Annotated in this window: 24 protein-coding genes and 1 pseudogene; 14 read left to right on the top strand and 11 right to left on the bottom strand. The window is 69.6% G+C overall.

The genetic code is table 11. The annotated features are described in order from the left end of the window. Window positions 1-14: 14 nt before the first annotated feature. The 4 genes from BN1701_RS06465 to BN1701_RS06450 are packed head-to-tail and all read right to left on the bottom strand — an operon-like array spanning window position 15 to window position 3,669. A complete protein-coding gene (locus BN1701_RS06465) occupies window positions 15-329 on the bottom strand; it encodes a non-heme iron oxygenase ferredoxin subunit (RefSeq protein ID WP_054046417.1) in 315 nt (104 codons plus the stop codon). Then, window positions 326-1,486: a Fe-S cluster assembly protein SufD gene (gene sufD / locus BN1701_RS06460; protein ID WP_054046414.1), complete on the bottom strand. Its 1,161-nt coding sequence runs from the start codon at window positions 1,484-1,486 to the stop codon at window positions 326-328. Before sufD ends, BN1701_RS06465 begins: the two co-directional genes overlap by 4 nt. Further along, window positions 1,487-2,929 (bottom strand): Fe-S cluster assembly protein SufB, encoded by a 1,443-nt coding sequence (gene sufB, locus BN1701_RS06455; RefSeq protein WP_054046413.1) that lies wholly within the window; start codon window positions 2,927-2,929, stop codon window positions 1,487-1,489. Continuing rightward, the gene (locus BN1701_RS06450) at window positions 2,926-3,669 is read right to left on the bottom strand and encodes a metalloregulator ArsR/SmtB family transcription factor (RefSeq protein ID WP_054046411.1); all 744 of its coding nucleotides are present in this window, start codon (window positions 3,667-3,669) and stop codon (window positions 2,926-2,928) included. Before BN1701_RS06450 ends, sufB begins: the two co-directional genes overlap by 4 nt. A gap of 118 nt (window positions 3,670-3,787) precedes the next feature. Here BN1701_RS06450 and mptB point away from each other — a divergent pair, with 118 nt between their 5' ends. Genes mptB through BN1701_RS06435 form a run of 3 tightly spaced genes read left to right on the top strand, consistent with a single transcriptional unit; the run spans window position 3,788 to window position 7,061 of the window. After that, window positions 3,788-5,350 (top strand): polyprenol phosphomannose-dependent alpha 1,6 mannosyltransferase MptB, encoded by a 1,563-nt coding sequence (gene mptB / locus BN1701_RS06445; protein ID WP_231949509.1) that lies wholly within the window; start codon window positions 3,788-3,790, stop codon window positions 5,348-5,350. Between the two features lie 11 nt (window positions 5,351-5,361). Continuing rightward, window positions 5,362-6,288: an ABC transporter ATP-binding protein gene (locus BN1701_RS06440; protein WP_054055671.1), complete on the top strand. Its 927-nt coding sequence runs from the start codon at window positions 5,362-5,364 to the stop codon at window positions 6,286-6,288. Window positions 6,289-6,344: 56 nt separating this feature from the next. Continuing rightward, entirely contained in the window at window positions 6,345-7,061 is a 717-nt protein-coding gene (locus BN1701_RS06435; RefSeq protein WP_082860282.1) for an ABC transporter permease, read from the top strand. 68 nt (window positions 7,062-7,129) lie between these two features. Here the strand turns inward: BN1701_RS06435 and BN1701_RS06430 are convergent, their stop codons facing one another. Continuing rightward, window positions 7,130-7,501, bottom strand: coding sequence for a DoxX family protein (locus BN1701_RS06430; protein WP_054046404.1), 372 nt, complete (start codon window positions 7,499-7,501; stop codon window positions 7,130-7,132). A gap of 258 nt (window positions 7,502-7,759) precedes the next feature. Between BN1701_RS06430 and BN1701_RS06425 the strand changes: the two genes are divergently transcribed. After that, window positions 7,760-8,797 carry a heme A synthase gene (locus BN1701_RS06425; protein WP_231949508.1) on the top strand — a complete coding sequence of 346 codons (1,038 nt, stop codon included), beginning with the start codon at window positions 7,760-7,762 and terminating at the stop codon, window positions 8,795-8,797. On the opposite strand, the pseudogene BN1701_RS06420 reads toward BN1701_RS06425, so the two are convergent. Beyond that, window positions 8,761-9,780: pseudogene (locus tag BN1701_RS06420) on the bottom strand (MFS transporter); the annotation flags it as partial. The gene BN1701_RS06425 and the pseudogene BN1701_RS06420 overlap by 37 nt on opposite strands. A gap of 66 nt (window positions 9,781-9,846) precedes the next feature. Continuing rightward, window positions 9,847-10,155, bottom strand: a complete 309-nt coding sequence (locus tag BN1701_RS06415) for a hypothetical protein (RefSeq protein WP_054046400.1) — start codon at window positions 10,153-10,155, stop codon at window positions 9,847-9,849. A 73-nt stretch (window positions 10,156-10,228) separates the two neighbouring features. On the opposite strand from BN1701_RS06415, the gene BN1701_RS06410 reads away from it, so the two are divergent. Then, entirely contained in the window at window positions 10,229-11,197 is a 969-nt protein-coding gene (locus tag BN1701_RS06410) for a quinone oxidoreductase (RefSeq protein WP_054046398.1), read from the top strand. A 48-nt stretch (window positions 11,198-11,245) separates the two neighbouring features. On the opposite strand, the gene BN1701_RS06405 is transcribed toward BN1701_RS06410, so the two are convergent. Next, entirely contained in the window at window positions 11,246-12,421 is a 1,176-nt protein-coding gene (locus BN1701_RS06405) for a hypothetical protein (RefSeq protein WP_157367790.1), read from the bottom strand. Between the two features lie 178 nt (window positions 12,422-12,599). Next, entirely contained in the window at window positions 12,600-13,217 is a 618-nt protein-coding gene (locus BN1701_RS06400) for an FKBP-type peptidyl-prolyl cis-trans isomerase (RefSeq protein ID WP_054046394.1), read from the bottom strand. Between the two features lie 264 nt (window positions 13,218-13,481). Between BN1701_RS06400 and BN1701_RS06395 the strand changes: the two genes are divergently transcribed. The 4 genes from BN1701_RS06395 to BN1701_RS06380 all read left to right on the top strand — a co-directional run bounded on the left by BN1701_RS06395 (window position 13,482) and on the right by BN1701_RS06380 (window position 16,891). Then, entirely contained in the window at window positions 13,482-14,420 is a 939-nt protein-coding gene (locus BN1701_RS06395; protein WP_231949823.1) for a hypothetical protein, read from the top strand. Continuing rightward, entirely contained in the window at window positions 14,417-15,046 is a 630-nt protein-coding gene (locus BN1701_RS06390) for a hypothetical protein (RefSeq protein ID WP_054055670.1), read from the top strand. The genes BN1701_RS06395 and BN1701_RS06390 overlap by 4 nt, the downstream gene beginning before the upstream one ends. Before the next feature lie 50 nt (window positions 15,047-15,096). Beyond that, window positions 15,097-15,729 carry a hypothetical protein gene (locus BN1701_RS06385; RefSeq protein ID WP_054046390.1) on the top strand — a complete coding sequence of 211 codons (633 nt, stop codon included), beginning with the start codon at window positions 15,097-15,099 and terminating at the stop codon, window positions 15,727-15,729. A 76-nt stretch (window positions 15,730-15,805) separates the two neighbouring features. After that, window positions 15,806-16,891, top strand: a complete 1,086-nt coding sequence (locus BN1701_RS06380) for an ABC transporter ATP-binding protein (RefSeq protein WP_054046389.1) — start codon at window positions 15,806-15,808, stop codon at window positions 16,889-16,891. Window positions 16,892-16,910: 19 nt separating this feature from the next. Here BN1701_RS06380 and BN1701_RS06375 read toward each other — a convergent pair whose 3' ends face one another. Next, window positions 16,911-17,447 (bottom strand): TetR/AcrR family transcriptional regulator, encoded by a 537-nt coding sequence (locus BN1701_RS06375; protein WP_054046387.1) that lies wholly within the window; start codon window positions 17,445-17,447, stop codon window positions 16,911-16,913. A 66-nt stretch (window positions 17,448-17,513) separates the two neighbouring features. Between BN1701_RS06375 and BN1701_RS06370 the strand changes: the two genes are divergently transcribed. Continuing rightward, window positions 17,514-18,719, top strand: a complete 1,206-nt coding sequence (locus tag BN1701_RS06370) for an FAD-dependent monooxygenase (RefSeq protein ID WP_054046385.1) — start codon at window positions 17,514-17,516, stop codon at window positions 18,717-18,719. Here the strand turns inward: BN1701_RS06370 and BN1701_RS06365 are convergent. Further along, window positions 18,716-19,660, bottom strand: a complete 945-nt coding sequence (locus tag BN1701_RS06365; protein WP_082859681.1) for a heme o synthase — start codon at window positions 19,658-19,660, stop codon at window positions 18,716-18,718. The genes BN1701_RS06370 and BN1701_RS06365 overlap by 4 nt on opposite strands. Before the next feature lie 347 nt (window positions 19,661-20,007). Here BN1701_RS06365 and tkt point away from each other — a divergent pair, with 347 nt between their 5' ends. From tkt to zwf, 4 genes are read left to right on the top strand one after another with little or no spacing between them, the layout of a single operon-like run. Further along, on the top strand, window positions 20,008-22,098 hold the full coding sequence (tkt, locus tag BN1701_RS06360) for a transketolase (protein WP_231949821.1): 2,091 nt from the start codon (window positions 20,008-20,010) through the stop codon (window positions 22,096-22,098). Then, window positions 22,095-23,201 (top strand): transaldolase, encoded by a 1,107-nt coding sequence (tal, locus tag BN1701_RS06355; protein WP_054046381.1) that lies wholly within the window; start codon window positions 22,095-22,097, stop codon window positions 23,199-23,201. Before tkt ends, tal begins: the two co-directional genes overlap by 4 nt. A 21-nt stretch (window positions 23,202-23,222) precedes the next feature. Continuing rightward, the gene (locus BN1701_RS06350) at window positions 23,223-24,845 is read left to right on the top strand and encodes a glucose-6-phosphate isomerase (protein WP_054046379.1); all 1,623 of its coding nucleotides are present in this window, start codon (window positions 23,223-23,225) and stop codon (window positions 24,843-24,845) included. Further along, entirely contained in the window at window positions 24,842-26,374 is a 1,533-nt protein-coding gene (gene zwf / locus BN1701_RS06345; RefSeq protein WP_054046377.1) for a glucose-6-phosphate dehydrogenase, read from the top strand. The genes BN1701_RS06350 and zwf overlap by 4 nt, the downstream gene beginning before the upstream one ends. The last annotated feature ends 53 nt before the right edge of the window (window positions 26,375-26,427 follow it).

The raw sequence follows: 26,427 nt of genomic DNA, 5'->3' as shown, positions 1-26,427 counted from the left end.
CAGCGTTCCTAAGCTCAGTTGAGTGTGGTGGTGACATCGACGTGCACCTGGTCGTCCACAATGGACACCGGGAACACGTCGACGGGTTCGGTCGCGGGCGGCGCCGACGGGGCACCGGTGCGCAGGTCGAAACACGACCCGTGCAGCCAGCACTCCAAGCCCTTGCGCGTCAGTTCCCCTTCGGACAGCGGCAGTTCGGCGTGCGAGCAGCTGTCGGCGAGCGCGTGCACCTGGTCGCCATGGCGAACCAGAACGACCGCGACGTCGTCCACTTCGACGGCGTGGGGCTTGCCGTCGAGCAGATCAGCCAGTGCGCACGCGCGGGTCATACGCCGACAGCTTCCAGTTCGGCCTCGATCGCGGCTTCCAGGCGCTCGCGCACCTCGGGAACCGTGATCTTCATCAGCAGCTCGTGGAAGAAGCCGCGCACGACCAGGCGGCGGGCCTGGTCCTCGGGGATGCCGCGGGCCTGCAGGTAGAAGAGCTGCTCGTCGTCGAAGCGGCCAGTCGCGCTGGCGTGGCCCGCCCCGGCGATCTCGCCGGTCTCGATCTCCAGGTTCGGCACCGAGTCGGCGCGGGCGCCGTCGGTGAGCAGCAGGTTCCGGTTGAGCTCGTAGGTCTGCGTGCCCTCGGCGACCGCGCGGATCAGCACGTCGCCGATCCAGACGGTGTGCGCGCCATCGCCCTGCAGCGCGCCCTTGTAGATCACGTTGGACGTGCAGTTGGGCGCCGAGTGGTCCACGAAGGTCCGGTGCTCGAAGTGCTGGCCCGCGTCGGCGAAGTACAGACCCGTGAGGTCGACCTCGCCGCCCTTGTCGGCGAAGGCCGCCGTCGGGGAGACCCGCACGACGTTGCCGCCGAGGGTGACCACGGTGTGCTTGAGCACCGCGTCGCGGCCGATCTTGGCGTGGTGCGCGGAGATGTGCACCGCGTCGTCGGCCCAGTCCTGAATGGACACGACGGTGAGCTTGGCGGCCTCACCCACGACGAACTCGACGTTGTCGGCGTACACGCCGGACCCACGGTGGTCGATGACCACGACGGCCTCGGCGTACAGCTCGGCGCGCACCTGCAGGTGGCCGTAGGCGACCTTGCCCTCGCCGGGCCCGGTGACCGTGACGACGACCGGGGCGGACGCGCGGGCCTCCTTGCCGACGGTCAGCACGGTGGCCTTCTCGAACGAGCTGTAGGCCTGCGCGGCGACCCGGTCGGCCGGGACACCGCCCTGGCCAAGGCGCGCGTCCGAGCGGTCGACCGTCTCGACGGTGACCTCGGCGGGCGCGTCGACATCGATGGTCGCCACGCCGGTCGCCTCGACGCCGGTGTGCAGACCGGCGATGCGCTTCATCGGGGTGAAGCGCCAGATCTCCTCGCGGCCGGACGGCTGCTCGAACGCGGCCACGTCGTAGGACGAGAACCACTCGGCGCGTGACGCCTCGGGAACCCGCGCTCCCTGCGAGCGCGGGTTTTCAACAGCGGCGGTCATTTAGCCGACGGCCCCTTCCATCTGCAGTTCGATCAGGCGGTTCAGTTCGAGCGCGTACTCCATCGGCAGCTCCCGCGCGATGGGCTCGACGAACCCGCGCACGATCATGGCCATGGCCTCGTCCTCGGACAGGCCGCGCGACATCAGGTAGAACAGCTGGTCGTCGCTGACCTTCGACACCGTGGCCTCGTGGCCCATCTGCACGTCGTCCTCGCGGATGTCGACGTACGGGTAGGTGTCGGAGCGGCTGATCGTGTCGACCAGCAGCGCGTCGCACTTGACCGTGGACTTCGAGTGGTGCGCCCGCTTGTTGACCTGGACCAGGCCCCGGTAGGAGGTGCGGCCGCCGCCGCGCGCCACCGACTTCGACTCGATCTTCGAGGAGGTGTGCGGCGCGAGGTGGACCATCTTGGCGCCCGCGTCCTGGTGCTGGCCCTCGCCCGCGAAGGCGATCGAGAGGACCTCACCGTGCGCGTGCTCGCCCATCAGGTACACCGCCGGGTACTTCATGGTGACCTTGGAGCCGATGTTGCCGTCGATCCACTCCATGGTCGCGCCCTCTTCGGCCTTGGCGCGCTTGGTGACCAGGTTGTAGACGTTGTTCGACCAGTTCTGGATGGTCGTGTAGCGGCAGCGGCCGCCCTTCTTGACGATGATCTCCACGACCGCGGAGTGCAGCGAGTCCGACGAGTAGATCGGCGCGGTGCAGCCCTCGACGTAGTGCACGTAGGCGCCTTCGTCGACGATGATCAGTGTGCGCTCGAACTGGCCCATGTTCTCGGTGTTGATCCGGAAGTAGGCCTGCAGCGGGATCTCGACGTGCACGCCCTTGGGCACGTAGATGAACGAGCCGCCCGACCACACCGCGCCGTTGAGCGCGGAGAACTTGTTGTCGCCGTGCGGGATCACCGAGCCGTAGTACTCGGCGAACAGCTCCGGGTGCTCCTTGAGCGCGGTGTCGGTGTCGAGGAAGATGACACCCTGCTTCTCGAGTTCCTCGTTGATCGCGTGGTAGACGACCTCGGACTCGTACTGGGCGGCGACACCGGCGACCAGGCGGGCCTTCTCGGCCTCCGGGATGCCCAGCCTGTCGTAGGTGTTCTTGATGTCCTCGGGCAGGTCCTCCCAGGACTGGGCCTGCTTCTCCGTGGACCGCACGAAGTACTTGATGTTGTCGAAGTCGATCCCCGACAGGTCGGCGCCCCAACTCGGCATGGGCTTGCGGTCGAAGAGCGACAGGCCCTTGAGCCGCGACTCGAGCATCCACTCGGGTTCGCTCTTCTTGGCCGAGATGTCCCTGACGACGGCCTCGGACAGCCCTCGCTGCGCGGTGGCACCCGCGACGTCGGCGTCGGCCCAGCCGTATTCGTAGCGACCCAGGGTGTCGATCGTCTCTTCCTGGGTGAGCTGCGTGGTGGTGCGCTGCTCGGCAGCGGCAGTCATAGGGACTTCCCTCCATGCGGAACGGGGTGTGCGGTAATGCCTGGCCCCGCGAGCGGCACATGCGTCGTGCATGCGGCGTCACCGTTCGCGATAGTCGCCAGTCGCTGCACGTGGGTGCCGAGCAGGGCGGCGAACGCCGCCGTCTCGACCTCGCACAGCTGGGGGAACTCCGCCGCGACGTGCGCGACGGGGCAGTGGTGCTGACACAGCTGCTCCCCCGCGCCCACACTGCGGGTCGACGCAGCGTAACCCTCGCGGGTCAGCGCGCCCGCCAGGGCCTCGGCGCGGGCGGCCGGGGTGGCCGGGGCCGTCACCGCGGCGCGGTGGCGGTCGACCAGGGTGAGCATCCGGCGCTCGGCGAACGCGCGGACGGCCTGGTCTCCCCCGGTCTCGGCGAGGAAGCGCAGCGCCGAGATCGCGAGGTCGTCGTAGGCGTGGCCGAACCGGGCGCGGCCCGACTCGGTCAACAGGAAGAGCTTTGCCGGGCGGCCTCGGCCCCGGTGCCCGAGGCGCGGGGCGTCGCGGGTGACGGCCTCGCCGTCGGCGACCAGCGCGTCGAGGTGCCTGCGCACGGCGGCCGGGCTCAGACCCAGCGCGTCGGCGACGGCGACCGCCGCGATCGGCCCCTGCTCCAGCAGCAGCCGGGCCACACTGAGGCGCGTGCGCCCGTCGTGCGACCCGCCCACGGGGAGACTCAGGGTCTCCTCCGGGGTGCGCGGAGCGGGGGCGGTCTTTTTCACAACACAAGTGTGTCTTATTTCCCGGCGGGGAGCAAAGCCGGGTGACCGGCCTCACCGTCCCGCAGGTCATGGATACCCTTCGAGCGTGGTGGCGGCAGAGGTGGGGCAACGAGTGCGCGTGCCTGATGACGAAGCGGGCGCGCTGAACGCCGTCGAGCGCAGACAGCTCGACGTCATTCGGCGATTCGGCACGGTCGGAGCGCTCCTGCTCGCCATCGGCTCGCTGGGCGCCGGTGCCGCGCCGGTGTTCAACCCGGTGTTCCGCATCCCGGTGCTGGGCCTGTTCAGCCGGATGACCACGGTGTCGATGGCGTTCGCGTTCACCGGTGTGTTCATGATCGTGCTGGCCTGGCTGGGGCTGGGCAGGCTGTCGCGGCCCGGCCGGGTACGGGTCATGTCGGTGTCTCAGATGGCCCGCACGCTGGCGATGTGGATTGCGCCGCTGGTCTTCACCGTGCCCAGCTTCAGCCGCGATGTCTACAGCTACCTGGCCCAGAGCGAGATCGTCGCGCGCGGTATGGACCCGTACACGCTGGGTCCCGCGCAGGCACTCGGTGTCGACCACCCGCTCACGCAGGGTGTGCCGACGGTGTGGCGGGAGACCCCGTCGCCGTACGGGCCGCTGTTCCTCACCCTGGGCAAGGCGATCAACTGGCTGACCGGCGACCACGTGGTCATGGGCGTGGCCATGCACCGGCTGCTCGCGCTGATCGGCCTGGCGATGATCGTGTGGGCGCTGCCCCGGCTGGCGCGGCGGTTCGCGGTGAGCCCGGTCAGCGCGCTGTGGCTGGGCGCGGCGAACCCGCTGGTGCTGTTCCACCTGGTCGTGGGCGTGCACAACGAGTCACTGGCGATCGGGCTGATGCTGGTCGGGTTCGAGCTGGCGCTGACCAGGATGGCCAAGGTCACCCCGGACGGGCCGTTCCCGCCGTGGCAGCCCGGTGAGCTGCGCTGGTACGCCATCGGCGCCGCGGTGATCACCTTGGGCGCCGCGGTGAAGATCCCGGCCGCGCTGGCGCTGGGCTTCCTCGGGGTGATGATCGCCCGGCGGATGGGTGGGAAGTGGAAACACCTGTTCCTGGTCGCGGGCGGACTCGGTGTGGTGTTCCTGTCCGTGCTGACGGCGGCGTCCTACGGCAGCGGGCTTGGCTACGGCTGGGTCAGCACGCTGAACACGGCGTCGACGATCAAGAGCTGGATGGCCCCGATGACCGCGCTCGGCTTCGGCGCGGGCGGCCTGGGCATCCTGATGGGCCTTGGCAACCACATCGACGCGGCGATCAGCGTGGCGCGCGTATTCGGCACGATCCTCGGCCCGGTGATCGCGGCCAAGCTGCTTTACGACAGCTTCCGCTGGAAGCTGCGCCCGCTGACCGGCCTGGGCGTCGCCCTCGGCGCGATCCTGATCTTCGGCGCGGCCGTGCACGCCTGGTACTTGCTGTGGGCCGCGGTTCCGCTGGCCGCCGCGGCCGGGAACACCCGCTTCCGCACCGCGGCGATGGCCATCAGCGTGCTGATGGCGGTGGTGCTCGCGCCGACTGGCTCGACCTTCGACGGCCGGGTGTTCGTCCTGCCGTACACCTATGTCGCGGCGGTCCTGGCGACGCTGGTGGCGCTGGCCGTGGTGTGGCGGCACATTCCGCGCACGCCCGGCGATGGCGTGACCAGCGGCACGCCTTAGGCTTCGTGGTCGTGAGCGTGCCCGCCGTCGAGGTGTCCGACCTGGCCAAGAGCTATGGGTCGACCAAGGCCGTCGACGGTCTCGGCTTCACCCTGGCCGCGGGCTCGGTGCTGGCGCTGCTCGGCCCCAACGGCGCGGGCAAGACCACGACCATCGAGATCTGCGAGGGTTTCCTGCGCCGCGACGGCGGCCACGTCCGCGTGCTGGGCCTCGACCCTGGCACCGACGGCGAGCGCCTGCGCCCCCGCGTCGGCGTCATGCCCCAGGGCGGCGGCGCCTACCCCGGCATCCGGGCCGACGAGATGCTCTCGCTGGTCGCGGCCTGCGCGGCGACGCCCCTCGACCCGGCCTGGCTGCTCGACACCCTCGGACTCACCGGTTCGGCGAAGACCCCGTACAAGCGGCTCTCCGGCGGCCAGCAGCAGCGGCTGTCGCTGGCGTGCGCGCTGGTCGGCAGGCCGGAACTGGTCTTCCTCGACGAGCCGACGGCCGGAATGGACCCCCAGGCCCGCCGCCTGGTGTGGGACCTGATCGGCGCGCTGCGCGCCGACGGCGTGAGCGTTCTGCTGACCACACACCTGATGGACGAGGCCGAGGCGCTGGCCGACCAGGTCGTGATCATCGACCACGGCCGCGTCGTCGCCAAGGGCAGCCCACGCGAGCTGACCACCCGCAGCGCCGACGAACAGCAGCTGCGGTTCCGGGCGAAGTCCGGGATGAACACGGCCCTGCTGATCCAAGCCCTGCCCGCCGACTGCGTGGTCGCCGAACCGACCCCGGGCGGCTATGTGATCACGGGCACGGTCGACCCGCAGGTCGTGTCCACGGTGACCGCGTGGTGCGCGCAGCAGGGCGTGCTGGCCGAGGAACTGCAGGTGGGCAGGCGCAGCCTGGAGGACGTGTTCTTGGAGCTGACCGGACGGGAACTGCGCTCGTGACCACCTTCCAGCCCGGCACGTTCACCCCGGCCCCCGGCCCCGGCCGCCCGCTGCGCATGCTCACCGCGCACGCCCGCACCGAGGCGATGCTGACCCTGCGCAACGGCGAGCAGATCCTGCTCACCCTGCTCATCCCGCTGGTCCTGCTGATCGGCCTGACCCTGGTGAAGATCATCGACCTGCCGGAGCCGCGGGTCGACACGCTCACGCCGCGAATCTTCGCCTTGGCGGTCATGTCGTCGGCCTTCACCGGCCAGGCCATCGCGCTGGGCTTCGACCGCCGCTACGGCGTCCTCAAGCGCCTGGCCGCCACCGCACTCCCCCGCTGGCTACTGATAGCCGGACGCGTCGTGGCGGGGCTTGTGGTGGTGACGATCCAGTTGGTCGCGCTCGCCGTGACGGCCCTGCTGCTGGGCTGGTCCCCCTCGGCGTCGGGGGTCGCGTGGGCGGTGCTGCTGGTGATCTTGGGCACCCTGGCCTTCGGCGCGCTGGGAGTGCTGCTTGGTGGGGCGCTGAAGGCGGAAGTCGTGTTGGCGCTGGCCAACATCGTGTGGTTCGTCCTGCTGCTGGCGGGCGGCATCATCGTCGCGGCCGACTCGCTGCCGGACGGCATGGCGACCATCGTCCGCCTGCTTCCCTCAGCCGCACTAACCGACGGCCTGACCAGCGCCCTGGTGGACGGCGGGACACCGGACTGGTCCGTGTTCGCCACCCTGGCGATCTGGGGCGCGGGCGCGGGGATCATTGCAGGCCGTACCACCAGGCTGGTCTAACTCTCCCGCAATCGGTGGTGCGCCGACACACCACGCGTCTGTCGGCGGCCTTCTGCAAACGACTCCCTCTAGAGATCGCCGAACCGTTGCCAGGCCACGAAGGCGGCCAACAGGGCCAGGAACAGGGGCACCGGGACGATCTTCGTCTCGTGGCGGCGCGTGTGGGTGATCACCGCGCCGATCATCAGGGCGACCAAGCCGAGTGCGGCGATCGGCGTGAGGACCGGGGCGATGCCGGTCCACCACGGCACGATCAGGCCGATCGCCGCCAGGACCTCCAAGACCCCGATCATCTTGATGACCGGCTCGGTGAAGTCCGTCGCCCACGCCATGTTCGGATTGGCGACCAGTGCCTCGCGGGTCTGGGTGAGCTTCGCGAGCCCGGCGCCCAGATGCACCGCGGCCAAGACGCCCTGCACGATCCACACGATGATGTTCATGGGCCCGAACGGTAGGGCGAGATCGTGAGCGCTGCCACCGGACCGGCCGAGGGGGGACGCAACCGGCCCGGTGACAGCTTAAGAGAGGCGATGGGGGAGTTCGCCCTCTGACGACCGAGTGTAGTAGCTCATGATCGCTGCGTGGGCATTCCCGCGGAAGATGGCTCGGAATTCACCGCCGTCGCGCAAGATGCGAGAGGGGACACACTCACCCCGGCCGCGAACCGGCTCTCAGGCGGGCCCGCCTACCATCGGCGGGTGCCATCCTTGAAGGACCGGATCGAACGTCTCCCCGGGTCGAGCGCGCGCACGCAGCGGGCGGTCGCGATCGCCGTGGTGGTGACACAGGCGCTCATCGCGGTGACCGGGTCAGTCGTGCGGGTGACGGGCTCCGGCCTCGGCTGCACCACGTGGCCGCAGTGCCACCCGGGCAGCATGGTGCCCGTCGAGCATCCCGAGTTCGCCGCGCTGAACCAGTGGATCGAGTTCGGCAACCGGATGCTGACCGGCGTCGTCGGCTTCATCGCGTTCGCCGCGTTCGTGTTGGCCTACCTCGACCGGCCGCGGCGGGCCCGGTACGTCCGGCTCGCGCTGATCATGCCGGTCGGGGTCGTCGTGCAGGCGGTCATCGGCGGGGCGACCGTGGTGCTCGACCTGCTGTGGTGGACCGTGGCGGTGCACTTCATGGTCTCGACGGCCATGGTCTGGCTCGCCGTCCTCCTTGTCTACGCGGTCGACGAAGGTGACGGTCCGGCCATCCGACGCGGGCCCTCGGGGCTGCGGGGCGTGCTCATCGGCATGGTCGCGGTCCTGACCGGGTTGCTGATCGCGGGCACCATGGTCACCGGCGCCGGCCCGCACGCGGGCGATTCCGAGACTCCCCGCCTGGACCTCCCGGTCGAGACCCTCGCGCACGTGCACTCGTCGTTCCTGTTCGTCTTCCTCGGCATGCTGTTGGCCGCGGGCTTCCTGGTCTACGGCGACCGGACGCTGCGCACCCGCTTCGTCATCCTGCTGGCGACGGTCATCGCGCAGGGGTCGCTCGGGTTCATCCAGTTCTGGACCGGGGTCCCGGAGATGCTGGTGTCCCTGCACGTCCTCGGCGCGATGTGCGTGATCATCGCCGCGGCCGCGCTCTGGTGCGGGACCCGGGACTACCCGCGGCCCAGCGGCGAGACCGCGCCCGCCGCCACGATCACCGCGCAGAGCCCCACCGCGACCAGCGCCACCGAGCCCACGCCGAACCGCCCCGCCGCCACCGTGAGCGCCGCGGCACCCAGCGGCCCCGACGCGTAGTGCACCGTCCAGAACGCTGAGGTCACCCGGCCCAGCAGCGGGGCGGGCGTGAGTTCCTGGCGCAGCGACATCGAGCAGATCCCGGCGAGCGTCAGCCCGAACATCAGCCCGGTCGCGCCCGCCGCGACCACCCCGAGATCGTCGGACAACCCGAACGCGGCGATCGACCCGCCGATCAGCGCGGCCGAGGCCAGCCAGCACGCCCCGAACCCCAGCCGCCTGCGCGCCGCCGCGGCGACCAGGCCCGCGCCGATCGAGCCGACCATCGCCACGCCCATGACCGCGCCCACGGTCGACGTGCCGCGGCTGAGTTCGCCGCCCAGGCGGAACACCAGCAGATCGCGCGCGCCCATGGTCACGAAGGTCAGCGCGGTCAGGAGAACAGTGAGCGCGCGCAGCATCCGGTGGCCCCACAGGAACCGGAAGCCGACGAGGAAGCCCGCCTTGATCCCGCCGACCGCGGCGGAGTCCATCGGGGGCAGCCGGATGAACAGCAAGCTCACCGCCGAGGCGATGTAGGTGAGCCCGTCGATCCCGATGGCCCACGCGGGCCCCACGATCCCGGCCAGCACACCCGCCATCACCGGCCCGGCGATGGCGGCCACGGCGAACCCGCTCTGCAGCTTGCCGTTGGCCTCGGTGAGCTGATCAGGCGCGACGAGCCCGGCCACCGCCGTGATGTAGGCGACTTGGAACAACATCGTCAGCGCCGCCCCGACCCCGGCGGCGACGTAGAGGACCCACAGTGGCTCGCCGAACAGCCAGACCACCGGGATGAGCAGGTGCAGACCCGCGCGCGCCCAGTCGCACCAGACCAGGATGGACATCCGGTCGACCGTGTCGACCACATGACCCGCGACCAGGCCGGTGACCACGGTGACCACACCCACGAGCGCGGTGATCATGCCCATGTGCACGATCGAGCCGGTTGACTCCAGCACGAGCAGCGGCAGCGCCAGCAGCGAGATGGAGCCGCCGAGCACGGACAGGGTCTGACCGGCCCAGAACAGCAGGAAGCCTCGATTGCGCCAGAGGCTCACCGGAAAACGTCAGCCCCGGATCCTCGCGGCCATCTTGCGGCGGTGGCCCGCGCCGATCTTGGTCGCCGACACCGTCTCGCGGTCCCACTCCGACAGCTCGAGGCCCGCGACCCGCTCGACCAGCGCCTCGCCCGCGGCGGGCGCCGGGACCATGACGTCGCCCAGGGCGCCGTCGTCGCCGACGAGCACCACGCGGGCGCCCTTGCGGCCGATGTGCTGCACCACGGCCTTGGTCGGGGCGCCGTGCGCCGCGACGAACGCGGTGGCGGCCTTGACGGCCTGGGCGGGGACCTGCGGTTCGGTGTTCTCGTCAGCCACGCGCCGAGCTTAGGACCTGGCGGGTGATCGCACCCAGCCAATATGAGGCGGCCCACTCGGGCATGCTTGTCCCATGGCGAAGGCAGTGGAGGTCGCCGAGACCGGCGGCCCGGAAGTGTTGACCTACACCGATCGGGACATCCCGACGCCCGGACCGGGCGAGATCCTGGTCCGCGTGGCCGCGGCGGGGGTCAACTACATCGACATCTACCAGCGCAGCGGGCTCTATCCGCTCCCCCGGCCGTTCGTGCTGGGCCTGGAGGGCGCCGGGACCGTGGAGGCGGTCGGCGAGGACTCAGGGTTCACCGTCGGCGAGCGGGTGGCCTGGGCCGACGCGCTGGGCAGCTACGCCGAATACGTCGTCGTGCGAGCGACGGTGGCCGTGCGGATCCCCGACGGGGTCAGCGAGGAGACCGCCGCCGCGGCGATGCTGCAGGGCCTCACCGCGCACTACCTGGTGACCTCGACATACCCGGTGCGCTCGGTCGACACGATCCTGGTGCACGCCGCGGCAGGCGGGGTCGGCCTGCTGCTGGTGCAACTGGCCAAGGCGCGCGGCGCGAAGGTCATCGGCACGGTGTCCACTTCGGACAAGGAGCGGCTCGCCATGGCAGCGGGCGCCGACGAGGTGATCCGCTACACCGAGGAGGACTTCGTCGCGCGCACCCGCGAGCTGACCGACGGCGAGGGCGTCGCGGCCGTCTACGACGGCGTCGGCCGCACCACCTTCGACGGCAGCCTCTCGGTGCTGCACCCGCGCGGCGTGCTCGCCCTGTTCGGCGCGGCCAGCGGCCCGGTGGACCCGGTCGACCCGCAGCGGCTCAACGCCGCCGGGTCGGTGTTCCTCACCCGCCCCAAACTCAGCGACCACACCGCGACCGAGGAGGAACTCCGCTGGCGCGCGAACGACCTCTTCGGCGCGATCACCGCTGGCACCCTGTCCATCGGCATCGGCGGCCGCTACCCACTGGCCGACGCGCGTCGGGCCCATGAGGATCTCCAGGCTCGCCGCACCACCGCGAAGCTGCTGCTGATCCCGTGACAGCCGTTCAGGGGGATCGCGCCAGGCACGATCCCCCTGAATCAGTTGTCAGCGGAAGTAGTACGAGATCGACGTGTCGTCGTACGGGGTGTAGTTGTAGTAATGCCGCATACGCGGCAGCTGGCCCCACTTCGAGCGGATATAACTGCTCGTGCCGTCATTGATCCCGGAATGATCGTCCGACTTCCAGGACGCCTTCATGTTCGCGAACCAGACGTACGGCGGGTGCCAGAGCTTGTAGCTTCCGTCATTCCAGTACTTGTCGTCGTTCGGCGTGTCCATCCAGTACGTATTGGACGTCGACGCGCTGTACCAGGCATACGAATGGCAGTTGTACCGCCGGGACGCGTTGGTCTCACGCGTCGCGTTCGGATAGTTGGACGCCACATACTGGTTCAACGAGTTGATCTGCGCGGCGGAAAGTTCGTAGGTCGTGACGGTCACCGCCACCGCGGTTCCCTTCGGGGTGTAGACCGTGCCGCCATGGTCGAGCGTGCCGAGTGTGCTGATCGGATGCGCCACCCCTGGCTCCGCGAAGTGTCGCCGGACCAGCTCCGCCACCTGGTCGGCCTCGACCTCCCCCTCGGGGCTCGCGGTGCGCAGCAGCGTCGAGGAACGCCAGTCCCAGCCCTCACGCTCGGCCAGCGCACGGCCCATCATGACCGCCGTCGGCTCCAGCCCCGCCTTGCCGTAGACGTTTGCGTGCGAGCGCTTGACCCTGTCCTTGGCCAGGCCCGCCTTCAGCAGCGTGTCCGCCTTGTCGCCGGGCAGCGTGCGCAGGATCTGCGGCTGGGCCAGGAGCATCTCCAGCTTCCACACGTCGTAGGTGCGGTTGCCTGCCGCCAGTTCCGACGAGCCCGCGGGAATCGCCGCGTCGAACGCCTGGTACCGACGCAGGAGGGCCGAACCGGAGTCCGGTCGGCGCAGGAGTTCCTGCAGGCCGTTGAATCCGGTGGCCACCTTCTCGAATCCGACCTGCACGTCGTTGTACGCGAGGGCGTCCAGGAAGAGCGGATAGTCGAGCACGGTCGAGACCAGCGCGTTCGTCGGCATGCGCTTGACCACGTCGGCGGGGAGCTGCGTGACCCGCCGCATGTCCTGATGGGTGGTCAGCGCCGCCCATCCCGCGGTGCCGGGCCGAACGGGATACGCGTACGCGGCGGGTTCGGCGGAAGCTGTCGGGGACAGCATCCCGAACGACACCATCGCCGTGGTCGCGACCATGAACATTCTTCGCGCAATGGGCGCGCGGAAATAAGATCGATCTTTGTCGGACATAAATCCCCTCAGTTCATAGCCGCGCATCCAACGAAAGAGATGTGAATGCGCGGCATGCCTCCCAGGAGATCCATGCTGGCACGGGCCGATATCGCTCGCATCGTCCGATAGGGTGACGCGAATTCTAAGCGGAAGTGACCTGCACGGCGTCGACGACGAATACCAGGGTCTCACCCGGCTTGATGGGGCCGCTGCCCTTGTCTCCGTAGGCCAGCCCAGGCGGGACGATAAGCAAGCGGCGCCCGCCCTGCTTCATCCCGATCAGACCCTGGTTCCACCCGGCGATCACGCCGGACTTGCCGAGGTTCTGCAGCGGGTACGGGCGGCCGCCGTCGTAGGACGACTCCCGCGGCTCGTTGTCCGACCAGGTGACCAGCGTGTAGTGGACGACCAGGGTGACGCCCGCCTTGGCCTCCGGGCCGGTGCCGGGCGCCAAGTCCTTGGTGATCAGATCCTTGGGTACCGAGCAGCCGCCCGGCACGGTGATCGTGGCCTTGGCGTTGGGCTCACCGACGACCTTGACGTCGTTCGCGGTGCACGCGGAGCCCGTGGCGGCGGCGGTCGTGGTGGCCGGGGCGGCCGCGCTGGTCGTGGCCGGGGCAGGCTTCGAGGCGGGCTTCGAGGCGGCGGCCGGGCTGCTCGGGCCACCGGCGGACTGGGTGGAGGCCTGCTCCGTGGGGGCACAGGCCGACAGGCCCACCGCCACCGCAGCCGCGATCATGATCTTGCCGACGTTACGCATGGTGCCCGAGTCTAGAAAAGCCGCCCGACCGGCCCGCACCCGGTGTGCAGGAACGGGAACACTCACCCGAATTTCGCATTCCACGGGTGTGGATCTGCGCGTAAAGTAACTCCGCGCGCCTGATCGGATACTGACAGTCTTCCGTTCCGGTGCCCGCCAAGGAGGTGACCAACCGTGCCCGCGCAGGCCGGGGCTTATGGCTCGACACCTGGCAACGCGGCTGCGGTCAGTCCGATCAAGGAACTGTTCTGGACCCGCACGGGTCTGCTGCTGCTTCTCCTGCTCGTGGTGTCCGGCGCGGCGATGTGGGCGGCGGGCGAGTTGGCCCAAGGAACGCCGAAGAGTCTGCTCGCCGCGCTCGGTACCGGCACCATGGTCTCCGCGGTCGTCGGGTTCGGTCAGACGCTGATCACCGCGAGCGCCGCGCAGCGGGCGATGGTGACGCCGGTGATCGAGGAGAGCAGGCGCGCGCTGCGGGAGCTGTCGGCGGAGTACCGCTCGCTCAACCAGGAATTCTTCCCCACCCACGTCTTCGAGGCGACCACCGATCCCGACCCGGCGTTCAACGCGCTGATGATGCGCGATCTCAAGGCCACCAGGCAGTTCTGGTTCCGTGGCTTCTCCGGCCGCTACGCCGCCGTGCGCCTGCTGCACTCCAACGCCGAGTGGGAAGTCCGGGCCGTGGTCGCCGACCCGCGCGAGCGCACCGCGATCAGCGGCCGGGCCCGCCACCTGATGCGCCACGCGGGCGTCGACGCCGACTACGAGCGCATCCAGGCCACGCTGCACGAGGAGATCAGCATCGGGCTGGTCGGGCTGTATCTGGCCAGGGCGCGGTGCACGGTGATCGACGTGACGGTGATCGCCGACCCGCCGCTGGACCGGGTGGAGATGTTCGACGACAGCGTCTGGGTCACGCTCTACAGCGACGTCGCGGGCGTGGCTTCGCTGTATCCGCGCACCTTGCGGTTCTCGGAGGGGTCGTTCATCTACGCCATGGAGCGCGCCGACTTCACCCGACTGCGCGCCGCCCGCGACGCGGGCCGGTTCCAGATCACCCCCGACACCAGCAGGCCGGAGTTCTTGGCGCACTTCGCGAAAGTCACCGGTACCACGCTGTCCGACCACAAGTTCCGCGCGCTGGAGGCGAAGTTCCACGCCTTCCGGCACGAGTTCTCCGCGAAAGCCGAACTGAAGGGCTGATCGAGTTGTCCACCGCGCTGTCCGAACTCGCCGACCGGATGCGTCGCACCCCCGTGCGCCGGTGGTCGGCGGTGCACGACACCTTCGGATCGTGGATGGACGGACCGGCGCTGAGATCGATGCTGCGGGCGCACCTGCTCAGCCTCGGCCCGGAACGAGCCGCGGCCCTGGCCGAGCGGTCCAGGGAGACCACGACCCACTTCGCGTGGTGCCTGCGCGACCGCGCGGCCGAACCGTTCACGTTCTGGCTGCACGAGTACAAACCGCAGACCGACTGGCGCCCCGGCTACGCCGACTCGGTGCACAACCACCGCTACCACTTCTGCACGGTGATCCTCAGTGGCGGCTACCTGCACGAGCGCTACGCCACGACCCTCGACCCCGACACCGGCCTGATCACCTCGGCCACCCTGTTGCGGCGCACCGAGTGCCACGCGGGCGACTCCGGCTACCTGCTGGCCGACGAGTTCCACCGCATCCCCGTGGCGGCCGACTCGACCATGACGTTCCTGGTGAAGTCCCGCCCGGTGACCAGGGCCAGCCTGTCCTTCGACCCGGCGACCCGGATCGGGCACCGGCACGTGCCCGTCGAATCCCGATTGGAGGAGCTGACCGGCCGGATCTGACATTTAGCATCAACCCCGCCCGGCTTTCTCACCGCTCGGGAGGGGTTCCCGTGTCCACGATCAGCACCGCCGCCATCGCCTTTGTCGCCAACCGCGTGCACGCGCTCTGTCTGCGCGACAGCCTGCCCTTCCACGGGTGGCACCACGTGAGCTTCGTGCGCGACAAGTCCGTCGAGTTCTCCCGGCTGAACGGCTCCGACACCGCCGTGGTGGAGACCGCCGCCCTGGTCCACGACGTCAACTACCTGGTCCGCCGCAACTCGGTCGCGGCGGCGGGCAGCGACCTGCGCCGGACGATCCTCACCGAGGCGGGCCTGCGCCATGGCCTGATCGACCGGATCGACGCCCTGGTCGACGAGGCGGAGATGCGCACCCGCCACCGCGGCATCTCGCTGGAGGCGCAGGCGCTGAGCGACGCGGACACGCTGTTCAAGGCGCTGCCGGTGACCCCGGTGGTGCTGGCGCACAAGTACCTCGCCGAGAACGGGGTGAGCCTGCGCGAACTGGCCGACAAGATCGTCGGCGAACAGCGCGACGCGCACGACGAGGGCTTCTACTTCTACTCCCCCGCCGCCGCGGCCGCGTACTCACGGTGGGCGACAGCGAACCTGGAACTGTGGGCCTGCATCCGCGAGTCATTGGATGATCCGACTGTCGAACGCCTGCTGTCCGCCGTGGTTTAGACCTTGTGTTCCGGCGCACATTCTGACATCTTGCGAAACTTAACAGTTAACACTCGGGCAGGGTGAGGGCAGGCGCATGGCTTCCGTCTCGTATCAGGGCGCCACGCGCGTCTACCCCGGCAACGATCTGCCCGCGTTGGACCGGCTTGACCTGGAGATCCGCAACGGCGAGTTCATGGTCCTCGTCGGCCCGTCCGGGTCGGGGAAGACAACGGCGTTGCGGATGCTCGCGGGTCTGGAGTCGGTGGACAGAGGCGCGATCCACATCGGTAGATCGAACGTCACCCACGCCACGCCCCGCGAGCGCGACATCGCGATGGTGTTCCAGAACTACGCGCTGTATCCACACATGACGGTCGCGGAGAACCTTGGCTTCCAGCTCAAGATCGCCAAGAAGCCGGTCACCTACATCGACCAGAAAGTGGCCGAGGTGGCCAGGATGCTCGACCTGGAGCCCTACCTCGACCGCAAGCCGCCCAAGCTTTCCGGCGGCCAGCGGCAGCGGGTGGCGATGGGGCGGGCCATCGTGCGCGAGCCGCGGGTGTTCCTGATGGACGAGCCGCTGTCGAACCTGGACGCCAAACTGCGGGTGCAGACCCGCACCCAGATCGCCTCGCTGCAGCGCAGGCTCGGCACCACCACGGTCTACGTCACCCACGACCAGGTCGAGGCCATGACCATGGGCGACCGGGTCGCAGTGCTCAACAACGGCAAGCTCCAGCAGGTCGACACGCCCCGGCGGGTGTTCGACCGGCCCGCGAACGTCTTCGTCGCCGGATTCACCGGGTCACCGCCGATGAACCTGGTCGAGGTTCCCGTCATCAGCAGTTCGCTGATCCGGTTCGGCCCCTACGACCTGCCGACCACCCCGCGCCAGCGGGCCGCCCTCAAGAGCAAGGCGATCACCGTCGGACTGCGGCCCAGCGGCCTGCGCGTCGTCGGCGCGGGCTCGGGCATCAACGCCACGGTGGAGGCCGTCGAGGAACTCGGTGAGGACAACTACCTCTACCTGACCGCCTCGACCCCATACGGCGAGATCGCTCTGGTGGCGCGCTGCGACCGGCGGAACGTGCCGGGTCGGGGCATGCAGGTCGGGCTGGGGATCGACCCCAGCCAGGTACACCTGTTCGACACCCTGACCGGAGTCCGGCTACCGGATTAGAACGGCCACCCTAGGACTATCAGTCGACTCCTAGCGCGGCGCAGGCCGCGGCGACCGAGGCCGCGCGCAGCTCGGCGGCGGGGACGTCCGGGAACTGGATCGTGCAGTCCTGGAGGCCGCCGAGCGCGACGACGGCCCTGGTCTCCTCGGCCAGCGTCGACTCAGGGCCGAACAGGAGCACCGCGAGGCGCGCGCGCCAGGCCAGGACGGTGTCGAACAGGCCGAGTTCGACCAGGGTGGTCCACTCGGTGAGCACCCAGACGATCTCGGCGCGGTGCTGGTAGTGAAAGTCGAAGTACCCCTCCAGCAGCTCCCTCGGGTCGACATCGCCGCGGGCCTCCTGCGCGGCGACGAAGGCCTCGCCTGCGTCAAGCATTGGCTGCACGATGCTGCGGACCAGGTCTTCGCGGGAACCGAAGTGGTAGTAGAGCGCGGGCTTGGTGATACCGAGTTCGTCCGCGATCTCCTGCAGGCTGGTGCGCTGCACGCCTTTGCGGGCGAAAAGGTCGCGCGCGGCGGCCTGGATGCGGGCGCGGGTGTCTGTCGGTTTCGGCACGGCTACTTACTTTACGGATGGTAAGCTCGATCGCATACTTACCTTCCGTTAAGTAAGGAGATAGGCATGCGGGTTCTGATCTCGGGCGCGAGCATCGCCGGGCCGGTGCTGGCCTACTGGCTGGCCGAGTACGGCTACGACGTGACAGTCGTCGAGCGCGCCCCGGCGCTGCGCAAGACCGGGGGGCACGCGATCGACCTGTTCCGACCTTCGATGGAGATCTCCGAGCGGATGGGGTTGATCGATCGGATCCAGGCCAAGGCCACGGGGACCAACCGGATGACCGTCTGGCGCGAGGGCGTGTCTCGGCCGGTGGCGGTGGACTTGTCCAAGCTGTACGCCGCCACCAGCGACCGGCACGTCGAGATCATGCGCGACGACCTCAGCGAGATCTACTACGACGCGAGCCGCGACCGGGCCGAATACGTCTTCGGCGACATGATCACGTCGATCGCCCCGGACGGCGGAGTCACTTTCACCAACGGCGCGGACCGCCGGTTCGACCTGGTGATCGGCGCGGACGGCCTGCACTCGGGGGTACGGGAGCTGGTGTTCGGCGAGGAGTCCAAGCTGAGCACGTTCATCGGCGCGTACCTCGCGGTGGCGTCGGTCCCCAAGGACCTGGCGCCAGGCTCGAACGCGTATTCCCACATGGGGGTCGGCCGCATGGCCTTGCTCTACAGCGCCGACCACATCGATGACGCCCGCGCGGTGTTCACCTTTCGGCCAGGACGGCGGCTCGACTACCACTACCGCGACACCGCACGGCAGCGCGAGCTGCTACTCGAACACTGCACCGGCATGCACCCCGACGTCGACGGCTGGCTACGGGAGGTCGAGCGGAGCGAGACGTTCTACTTCGACTCGATCAGCCAGATCAAGATGGACACCTGGTCGCGCGGCCGGGTCACGCTCGTCGGCGACGCGGGGTACTGCCCTGGCCCCGCCGTCGGTGGCAGCACGAGCCTCGCGGTGGTCGGCGCCTATGTCCTCGCGGGTGAACTCGCGGCGGCCGACGGCGACCACGAGCGCGCGTTTCCGGCGTATGAGCGGGCGATGCACGATCTGGTCGAGCGGAGCCGGGCGTTCGCACTGGGCGTGGCGAAGACGCTGATCCCGTCATCCAGGCTGGGCTTGTGGGCGCTTGTCCATGGCGGCCGCCTGGTCTCGGCGCTGCCGAGCCGGGTCAGCCAGGCCGTGGCCAAGCTCAACGAGAAGGGCATCAGGATGCACGACTCCATGACGGTGCGGGACTACGCGCTGACGAACTAGAAGGGCCACCCGGCGACGGGGAGGGCCAGCGCGGAGTCGACGGCGAGCGCGACGAACACCAGCGTGAGGTAGCTGTTCGAGAGATGGAACAGCTTCATCGGGTTGCTGGGTTCGTCGCGGCGCACCGCGTTGTAGAGCTTGTGGGCGTAGATCAGGAACCAGAGGCCCGCGAGCAGGGAGAACGCCAGATAGACCCAGCCGGTCGCCGGGATGAGCAGCAGCGTCCAGGCGACCATCACCCACGAGTAGATGACGATCTGCCTGGCCACCTGCCGCGGCGTGGCGACCACCGGCAGCATCGGCACACCCGCGGCGGCGTAGTCGTCGCGGAACTTCATCGCCAGGGCCCAGAAGTGCGGCGGGGTCCAGAAGAAGATCACGCCGAACATGACCCACGCGGGCCAGCCGACGTCGCCGGTGACCGCCGACCAGCCGATGACCACCGGCATGCACCCGGCGGCCCCGCCCCAGACGATGTTCTGTGACGTCCGCCGCTTGAGGATCATCGTGTAGACGAGGACGTAGAACAGGATCGCGCCGACGGCCATCGCTGCGGCGAGCAGGTTCGTGGTGGCCCAGAGCCAGGCGAAGGAGAACACACCCAGGACCACGCCGAAGATCAGCGCGTTGCGCTTGGGAACGACGTGCTGAGCCAGCGGGCGCTGCTTGGTGCGCTTCATCAGCGCGTCGATGTCGGCGTCGACCACGCAGTTGAGGGCGTTGGCGCTGCCCGCGGCCATGGTGCCGCCGAACAGGGTGGTGAGCACCAGCCACGGCGACGGGATGCCGCGCTCGGCCAGCAGCATCGCGGGCACGGTCGTGACCAGCAGCAACTCGATGATGCGGGGTTTGGTCAGGGCGATGTAGGCCTTGACCACCGCCGAGCGGCTCGGCGCCTGCACTGGGCGGGCGTCGGCGGGCACGGGGGTCACCGACGACATCGCGCTCCTCAAGTCTGCCCGTGACCAGGTGAGACGCCGGTCACGGCGGTTGCGTCCGGGCCGCGGGAAGTCTCGCGGCACCGTGGGAAATGTTAACCGCGCGGTATTCGAAGACCCTTAGCGGGTGGCCTGGCGGGGCCGGGAATCGGTCACGAATCACACTCCCGCACGGCGCGGACTACGCTGACCACCGGACCAGGGATGACATGCGGGTCGAGCCGGGTCGCCGCCTGCGGGATCGATCTAGAGAGCCCGATGGTGGAAGATCGTGCCGACACCGCCAGATGTGGAAGTGGGAGCTCAAGTCCGTGTCCGTAAGCAGCGATGTCCCCCTTAGCGACGTCACACTGACCGAACTCACCACCGCGGTGTTGCCCGAGGACTGGAGCGACCTCGACAAGCGTGCGGTCGACACCATCCGGGTGCTGGCCGCCGACGCGGTGCAGAACGTCGGCAATGGCCACCCGGGCACGGCGATGAGCCTGGCCCCGCTGGCCTACACCCTCTACCAGCGCGTGATGCGGCACGACCCGAGCGACCCGGACTGGATCGGCCGCGACCGCTTCGTGCTGTCCTGCGGGCACTCCAGCCTGACCCAGTACCTGCAGCTGTTCCTCTCCGGCTACGGCCTGGAGATCGAGGACATCCAGGCGCTGCGCACGTGGGGCTCGCTGACCCCGGGGCACCCGGAGCACGGCCACACCAAGGGCGTGGAGATCACCACCGGCCCGCTGGGCCAGGGCATGGCCTCGGCGGTCGGCATGGCGATGGCCGCCCGCCGCGAGCGCGGCCTGTTCGACCCCGATGCCGCCGATGGCCAGAGTGTCTTCGATCACCACGTCTACGTGGTGGCATCGGACGGCGACATCGAGGAGGGCGTGACCTCCGAGGCCTCGTCCATCGCGGGCCGCCAGGACCTGGGCAACCTGATCGTCTTCTACGACGACAACCAGATTTCCATCGAGGACGACACCCGCATCGCGCTGTCGGAGGACACCGCCAAGCGCTACGAGTCCTACGGCTGGCACGTGCAGACCGTCATCAGCGGCGAGAACGTCCAGGGCATCCTCGACGCGGTCGCGGCGGCCAAGGCCGAGACCACCCGCCCGTCGTTCATCCTGCTGCGCACGGTGATCGGCTACCCGGCGCCGAACCTGATGAACACCGGCAAGGCGCACGGCGCCGCGCTCGGGGACGCCGAGGTCGCCGCGGTCAAGGAGATCCTGGGCTTCGACCCGGCCAAGAACTTCGAGGTCGACCCGGCCGTGCTGGCGCACGCGCGCGAGGTGACCGCGCGCGGCAAGTCGGCGCGCGCCGAGTGGGAGACCTCGTTCGAGGAGTGGGCGCAGGCCAACCCCGAGCGCAAGGAGCTGCTCGACCGGACCTCGGCCCGCAAGCTGCCCGAGGGCTTCGTCGAGGCGCTGCCGAGCTGGGACCCGGACCCGAAGGGCGTGGCGACCCGCAAGGCGTCCGGCGACGTGCTGAACAAGATCGGCGGTCTGCTGCCGGAGCTGTGGGGCGGCTCGGCCGACCTCGCGGAGTCGAACAACACCACGATCGCCGGATCCGACTCGTTCGGTCCTGTCGCGGCGGCGACCAAGCACTGGAACGCCACCCCGTACGGCCGCACGCTGCACTTCGGGGTCCGCGAGCACGCCATGGGCTCGATCCTCAACGGCATCGTGCTGCACGGCCCGACCCGACCCTACGGCGGCACGTTCCTCGTCTTCTCCGACTACATGCGCCCGGCGGTGCGCCTGGCCGCGCTGATGAAGCTGCCGGTCACCTACGTCTGGACGCACGACTCCATCGGCCTCGGCGAGGACGGCCCGACCCACCAGCCGATCGAGCACCTGGCCGCGCTGCGCGCGATCCCGGGCCTGGTCGTGCTGCGCCCGGGTGACGCCAACGAGACCGCGGCGGCGTGGAAGGCGATCCTGGAGCAGTCCGACGCCCCGGTCGGCCTCGCGCTGACCCGCCAGAACCTCCCGGTGCTCGATGGCACCAAGGAGCTGGCCGCCGCCGGCGTGGCCAAGGGCGGCTACGTGCTGGCCGACGCGACCGGCGGCACCCCTCAGGTCGTGCTGATCGGCACCGGCTCCGAGTTGCAGCTCGCCGTCGAGGCGCGGGCGGCCCTGGAGGCCGACGGCGTGCCGACGCGGGTCGTGTCGATGCCGTCGGTCGAGTGGTTCGACGCGCAGGACAAGTCCTACCGCGACACCGTGATCCCGCCGAACGTCAAGGCGCGCGTCGCGGTCGAGGCGGGCATCGCCCAGCCGTGGCACCGCTTCGTCGGCGACACCGGCGAGATCGTCTCCATCGAGCACTTCGGCGCGTCGGCGGACCACAAGACGCTGTTCCGCGAGTTCGGCTTCACCACCGAGGCCGTCGTCGCCGCCGCCCGCCGCTCCCTGACCGCAAACGGAGGCCAGAAGTGACCGACAATCTGAAGGCCCTGTCCGACGCGGGTGTGTCGATCTGGCTCGACGACCTGTCCCGCGAGCGGCTCACCTCGGGCAACCTGGCCGAGCTGATCCGCGACAAGCACATCGTCGGCGTCACCACGAATCCGACGATCTTCGCGGGCGCGCTGTCCGACGGCGAGGCCTACGACGAGCAGGTCCGCGAGCTCGCCGCCCGTGACGCCTCGCTCGACGCGGTCGTCCGCGAGCTGACCACGACCGACGTGCGCAACGCGTGCGACCTGTTCCGCAGCCACCATTCGGCCACCGACGGCGTCGACGGCCGGGTGTCGATCGAGGTCGACCCGCGCCTTGCCGCCGACACCGAGGCCACCGTGGCCGAGGCGCAGGACCTGTGGAAGACCGTGGACCGGCCGAACCTGCTGGTCAAGATCCCGGCGACGGTCGAGGGCCTGCCCGCGATCACCCGCACCCTGGCCGAGGGCATCAGCGTCAACGTCACGCTGATCTTCTCGGTCGAGCGCTACCGCGCGGTGATGGAGGCCTACCTGTCCGGGCTGGAGAAGGCCAAGGAGAACGGCCACAACCTCAAGGCGATCGAGTCCGTCGCTTCGTTCTTCGTTTCCCGTGTGGACACCGAAGTGGACAAGCGGCTTGACACGATCGGCACCGACGCCGCTCTCGCTCTCCGGGGCAAGGCGGCCGTCGCCAACGCGCGGCTCGCCTACGCGGCGTTCCAGGAGGTGTTCTCCGGCGAGCGCTGGGAAGCCCTGGCCGCCGAGGGCGCACGGGCGCAGCGTCCACTGTGGGCGTCGACCGGGGTGAAGAACCCGGACTATGTGGACACCATGTACGTCGATGATCTTGTCGTCGCCGACACGGTCAACACGATGCCCGAGAAGACACTGCACGCCGTCGCCGATCACGGCAAGATCAGCGGTGACACCGTGACCGGCACCGGCCCGGCCGCGCAGGCGGTCTTCGACGAGCTCGCCGCGGTCGGGATCGACATCGACGACGTGTATCAGGTCCTCGAGACCGAGGGCGTGGACAAGTTCGAGAAGTCGTGGACCGAGCTGCTGGACACAGTTCAAGGTCAACTTGATAAGGCTAAGTAGTCACTGAGTAGAGAGGCCGCCGTGGCTGACCCCGGAGAGACCGTCGCAGTAACCATCAACGACCAGCGGCTCACCGAGGAAGCCGCTCCGCTCGTCCAACAACTGGTGGACGACAAGGTGGCCTCGAAGCTCGCGGCGCAGGACCCGACGCTGTGGGGTCCGGACGCGGAGCCGGAGTCGGCCGTCCGGCTGTCCTGGACCACGCTGCACGAGACCTCGCGCCCACTGCTCGCCGAGATCGACGCCCTCCGCGCGGAGCTACGCGCGGAGGGCGTCGACCGGGTCGTGCTGGCGGGCATGGGCGGCTCGTCGCTGGCGCCGGAGGTCATCACCGGCACCGCGGGCGTGCCGCTCGTCGTGCTCGACACCACCGATCCCGGCCAGGTGGCCGACGCCCTCGCGGGTGATCTCTCGCGGACCGTGCTCGTGGTGTCGTCCAAGTCGGGGTCCACTGTGGAGACCGACAGCCACCGGCGGATCTTCGCCGAGGCGTTCGCCGCCGAGGGAATCGACGGGGCGTCGCGGATCGTCGTGGTCACCGACCCTGGTTCTCCGATGGAGGCCGCCTCGGTCGAGGCCGGGTACCGCAAGGTGTTCCTGGCCGACCCGAACGTAGGCGGCCGCTACTCGGCGCTGACCGCGTTCGGCCTCGTGCCCTCCGGTCTCGCGGGCGCCGATGTGGCCGCGCTGCTGGACGACGCGGCGGCGGCCGCGGCGGTGCTGAGCGTCGACGGCCCGGACAATCCGGCGTTCGTCCTCGCCTCGGCGCTCGGCGGCGCGCACGCGCGCGGCGCGGAGAAGATCGTCATCGCCGACACCGGCTCCGGCATCGCGGGCTTCGGCGACTGGGCCGAGCAACTCGTCGCGGAGTCGACCGGCAAGAACGGCACCGGCCTGCTGCCGGTCGTCGTCGACAAGCCCGAGTCCCCCGGCTTCGCCGACGCCGGCGAGGACGCCACGACGATCGGCGTCGGCCCCGACGGCGGCGCCATCTCGACGTCCGGGCCGCTGGGCGGGCAGTTCCTGTTGTGGGAGTACGCGACCGCGGTGGTGGGCAGGCTGCTCGGGATCAACCCGTTCGACCAGCCCGACGTCGAGGCGGCGAAGAAGGCGGCGCGCGCGCTGCTCGACGCCCCCCAGGACGACACCGAGGCCACTCCGTCGCTTGTGGACGGTCCGGTCGAGGTGCACGCCTCGGAGGGCTGGCTGCCCGATGGCACGGACTCGCTCGCGGGCGCGCTGACCGCGCTCATCGAGTCCGCGCCGGACTTCGGTTACCTGTCGATCCAGGTGTACCTCGACCGCCTCGACGACGCCTCCGCCGTGCTGCTGCGGTCGGAGCTGGCCCGGCGCAGCGAGTTGCAGACCACCTTCGGCTGGGGTCCGCGGTTCCTGCACTCGACCGGCCAATACCACAAGGGCGGCCACCAGAACGGCGTGTTCCTGCAGGTCACCGGCGCGGTCGAGGACGACCTCGCGGTGCCCGACCGCCCGTACACGCTGGGCGTGCTGCAGCGCGCGCAGGCGCTCGGCGACGGCCAGGTGCTCATCGAGCACGGCAGGCCCGTGCTGCGTCTGCACTTCACCGACCGCGCCGCCGGTCTGGCCCACCTCGTCACCGCGCTCGCCGAGGTGAGCCGGTGACCCGGATGTGGACAAACCCGCTGCGCGACGAGCGGGACAAGCGGCTGCCGCGCATCGCCGGGCCGTGCGGCCTGGTGATCTTCGGCGTCACCGGTGACCTGTCGCGCAAGAAGCTGATGCCCGCGATCTACGACCTGGCCAACCGCGGTCTGCTGCCGCCGGGCTTCTCCCTGGTCGGCTTCGCCCGCCGCGACTGGGCGAACCAGGACTTCGGGCAGGTCGTCTACGAGGCGGTCAAGCAGTACGCGCGCACTCCGTTCCGGGAGGCGGTGTGGGACCGGCTGGCCGAGGGCTTCCGGTTCGTGCCGGGCACCTTCGACGACGACGCGTCCTTCGACAACCTGACCGCGACGATCAAGGAACTCGACGAGGACCGCGGCACCGGCGGCAACCACGCCTTCTACTTCTCCATCCCGCCGGGCGCCTTCCCCATCGTCACCAAGCAGCTCGCCCGCTCCGGCCTGGCCACACCCGAGTCGCCGGAGCAGTGGCGGCGGGTGGTCATCGAGAAGCCGTTCGGGCACGACTTGGCCTCCGCGGTGGCGCTGAACAAGGTCGTCAACGAGGTCTTCCCCGAGGAGTCGGTGTTCCGCATCGACCACTACCTCGGCAAGGAGACCGTGCAGAACCTGTTGGCGCTGCGCTTCGCCAACCAGCTGTTCGAGCCGATCTGGAACGCCAACTACGTCGACCACGTGCAGATCACCATGGCCGAGGACATCGGCCTCGGTGGGCGCGCGGGCTATTACGACGGCATCGGCGCCGCCCGCGACGTCATCCAGAACCACCTGCTGCAACTGCTCGCGCTGACCGCGATGGAAGAGCCCGTCTCGTTCAACCCGAGCGCGCTGCGCACGGAGAAGATCAAGATCCTGGAGGCGACCAAGGCGGTCGGCCCGTTCGGCGAGACCACCGCGCGCGGGCAGTACCTCGGCGGCTGGCAGGGCGGGCAGAAGGTGCTCGGCCTGCTCCAGGAGGAGGGGTTCGCCAAGACCTCGACCACCGAAACCTACGCCGCGATCACCCTGGAGGTGAACACGCGCCGCTGGGCCGGGGTGCCGTTCTACCTGCGCACCGGCAAGCGGCTCGGGCGGCGGGTCACCGAGATCGCCGTGGTGTTCAAGCGCGCGCCGCACCTGCCGTTCGACGACACGTCCACCGAGGAACTGGGGCAGAACGCCCTGGTCGTGCGGGTGCAGCCGGACGAGGGCGTGACGATGCGGTTCGGCTCGAAGGTGCCGGGGACCACCATGGAGGTCCGCGACGTCTCGATGGACTTCTCCTACGGCCACGCGTTCACCGAGTCCTCCCCCGAGGCCTACGAGCGGCTGATCCTCGACGTGCTGCTCGGCGAGCCGTCACTGTTCCCGGTCAACCAGGAAGTCGAGCTGTCCTGGCAGATCCTGGAGCCGGTCCTCAAGTACTGGAAGACCGCGGGCAAGCCGGAGGGCTATCCGGCGGGCACGTGGGGGCCGCACTCGGCCGACAAGATGCTCTCCCGGACCGGACGCCACTGGAGGCGGCCTTGATCGACAATCGCTTTCCCGACCAAGGACGCCGACCGGGTGCGGGTGTCCCGCAA

This window comes from Alloactinosynnema sp. L-07, assembly GCF_900070365.1.
Taxonomy (GTDB): Bacteria; Actinomycetota; Actinomycetes; order Mycobacteriales; family Pseudonocardiaceae; genus Actinokineospora.
Note: the sequence above shows the minus strand (reverse complement) of the source record. Positions and strands in the feature narration are given on the sequence as shown.

Excerpts from the sequence above, each read along its gene's own strand:
- BN1701_RS06465 (WP_054046417.1), bottom strand. The coding sequence starts at position 329 with ATGACCCGCGCGTGCGCACTGGCTGATCTGCTCGACGGCAAGCCCCAC.
- sufD (WP_054046414.1), bottom strand. The coding sequence starts at position 1,486 with ATGACCGCCGCTGTTGAAAACCCGCGCTCGCAGGGAGCGCGGGTTCCC.
- sufB (WP_054046413.1), bottom strand. The coding sequence starts at position 2,929 with ATGACTGCCGCTGCCGAGCAGCGCACCACCACGCAGCTCACCCAGGAA.
- BN1701_RS06435 (WP_082860282.1), top strand. The coding sequence starts at position 6,345 with ATGCTCACCGCGCACGCCCGCACCGAGGCGATGCTGACCCTGCGCAAC.
- BN1701_RS06430 (WP_054046404.1), bottom strand. The coding sequence starts at position 7,501 with ATGAACATCATCGTGTGGATCGTGCAGGGCGTCTTGGCCGCGGTGCAT.
- BN1701_RS06410 (WP_054046398.1), top strand. The coding sequence starts at position 10,229 with ATGGCGAAGGCAGTGGAGGTCGCCGAGACCGGCGGCCCGGAAGTGTTG.
- BN1701_RS06405 (WP_157367790.1), bottom strand. The coding sequence starts at position 12,421 with ATGGTCGCGACCACGGCGATGGTGTCGTTCGGGATGCTGTCCCCGACA.
- BN1701_RS06400 (WP_054046394.1), bottom strand. The coding sequence starts at position 13,217 with ATGCGTAACGTCGGCAAGATCATGATCGCGGCTGCGGTGGCGGTGGGC.
- BN1701_RS06380 (WP_054046389.1), top strand. The coding sequence starts at position 15,806 with ATGGCTTCCGTCTCGTATCAGGGCGCCACGCGCGTCTACCCCGGCAAC.
- BN1701_RS06370 (WP_054046385.1), top strand. The coding sequence starts at position 17,514 with ATGCGGGTTCTGATCTCGGGCGCGAGCATCGCCGGGCCGGTGCTGGCC.
- BN1701_RS06365 (WP_082859681.1), bottom strand. The coding sequence starts at position 19,660 with ATGTCGTCGGTGACCCCCGTGCCCGCCGACGCCCGCCCAGTGCAGGCG.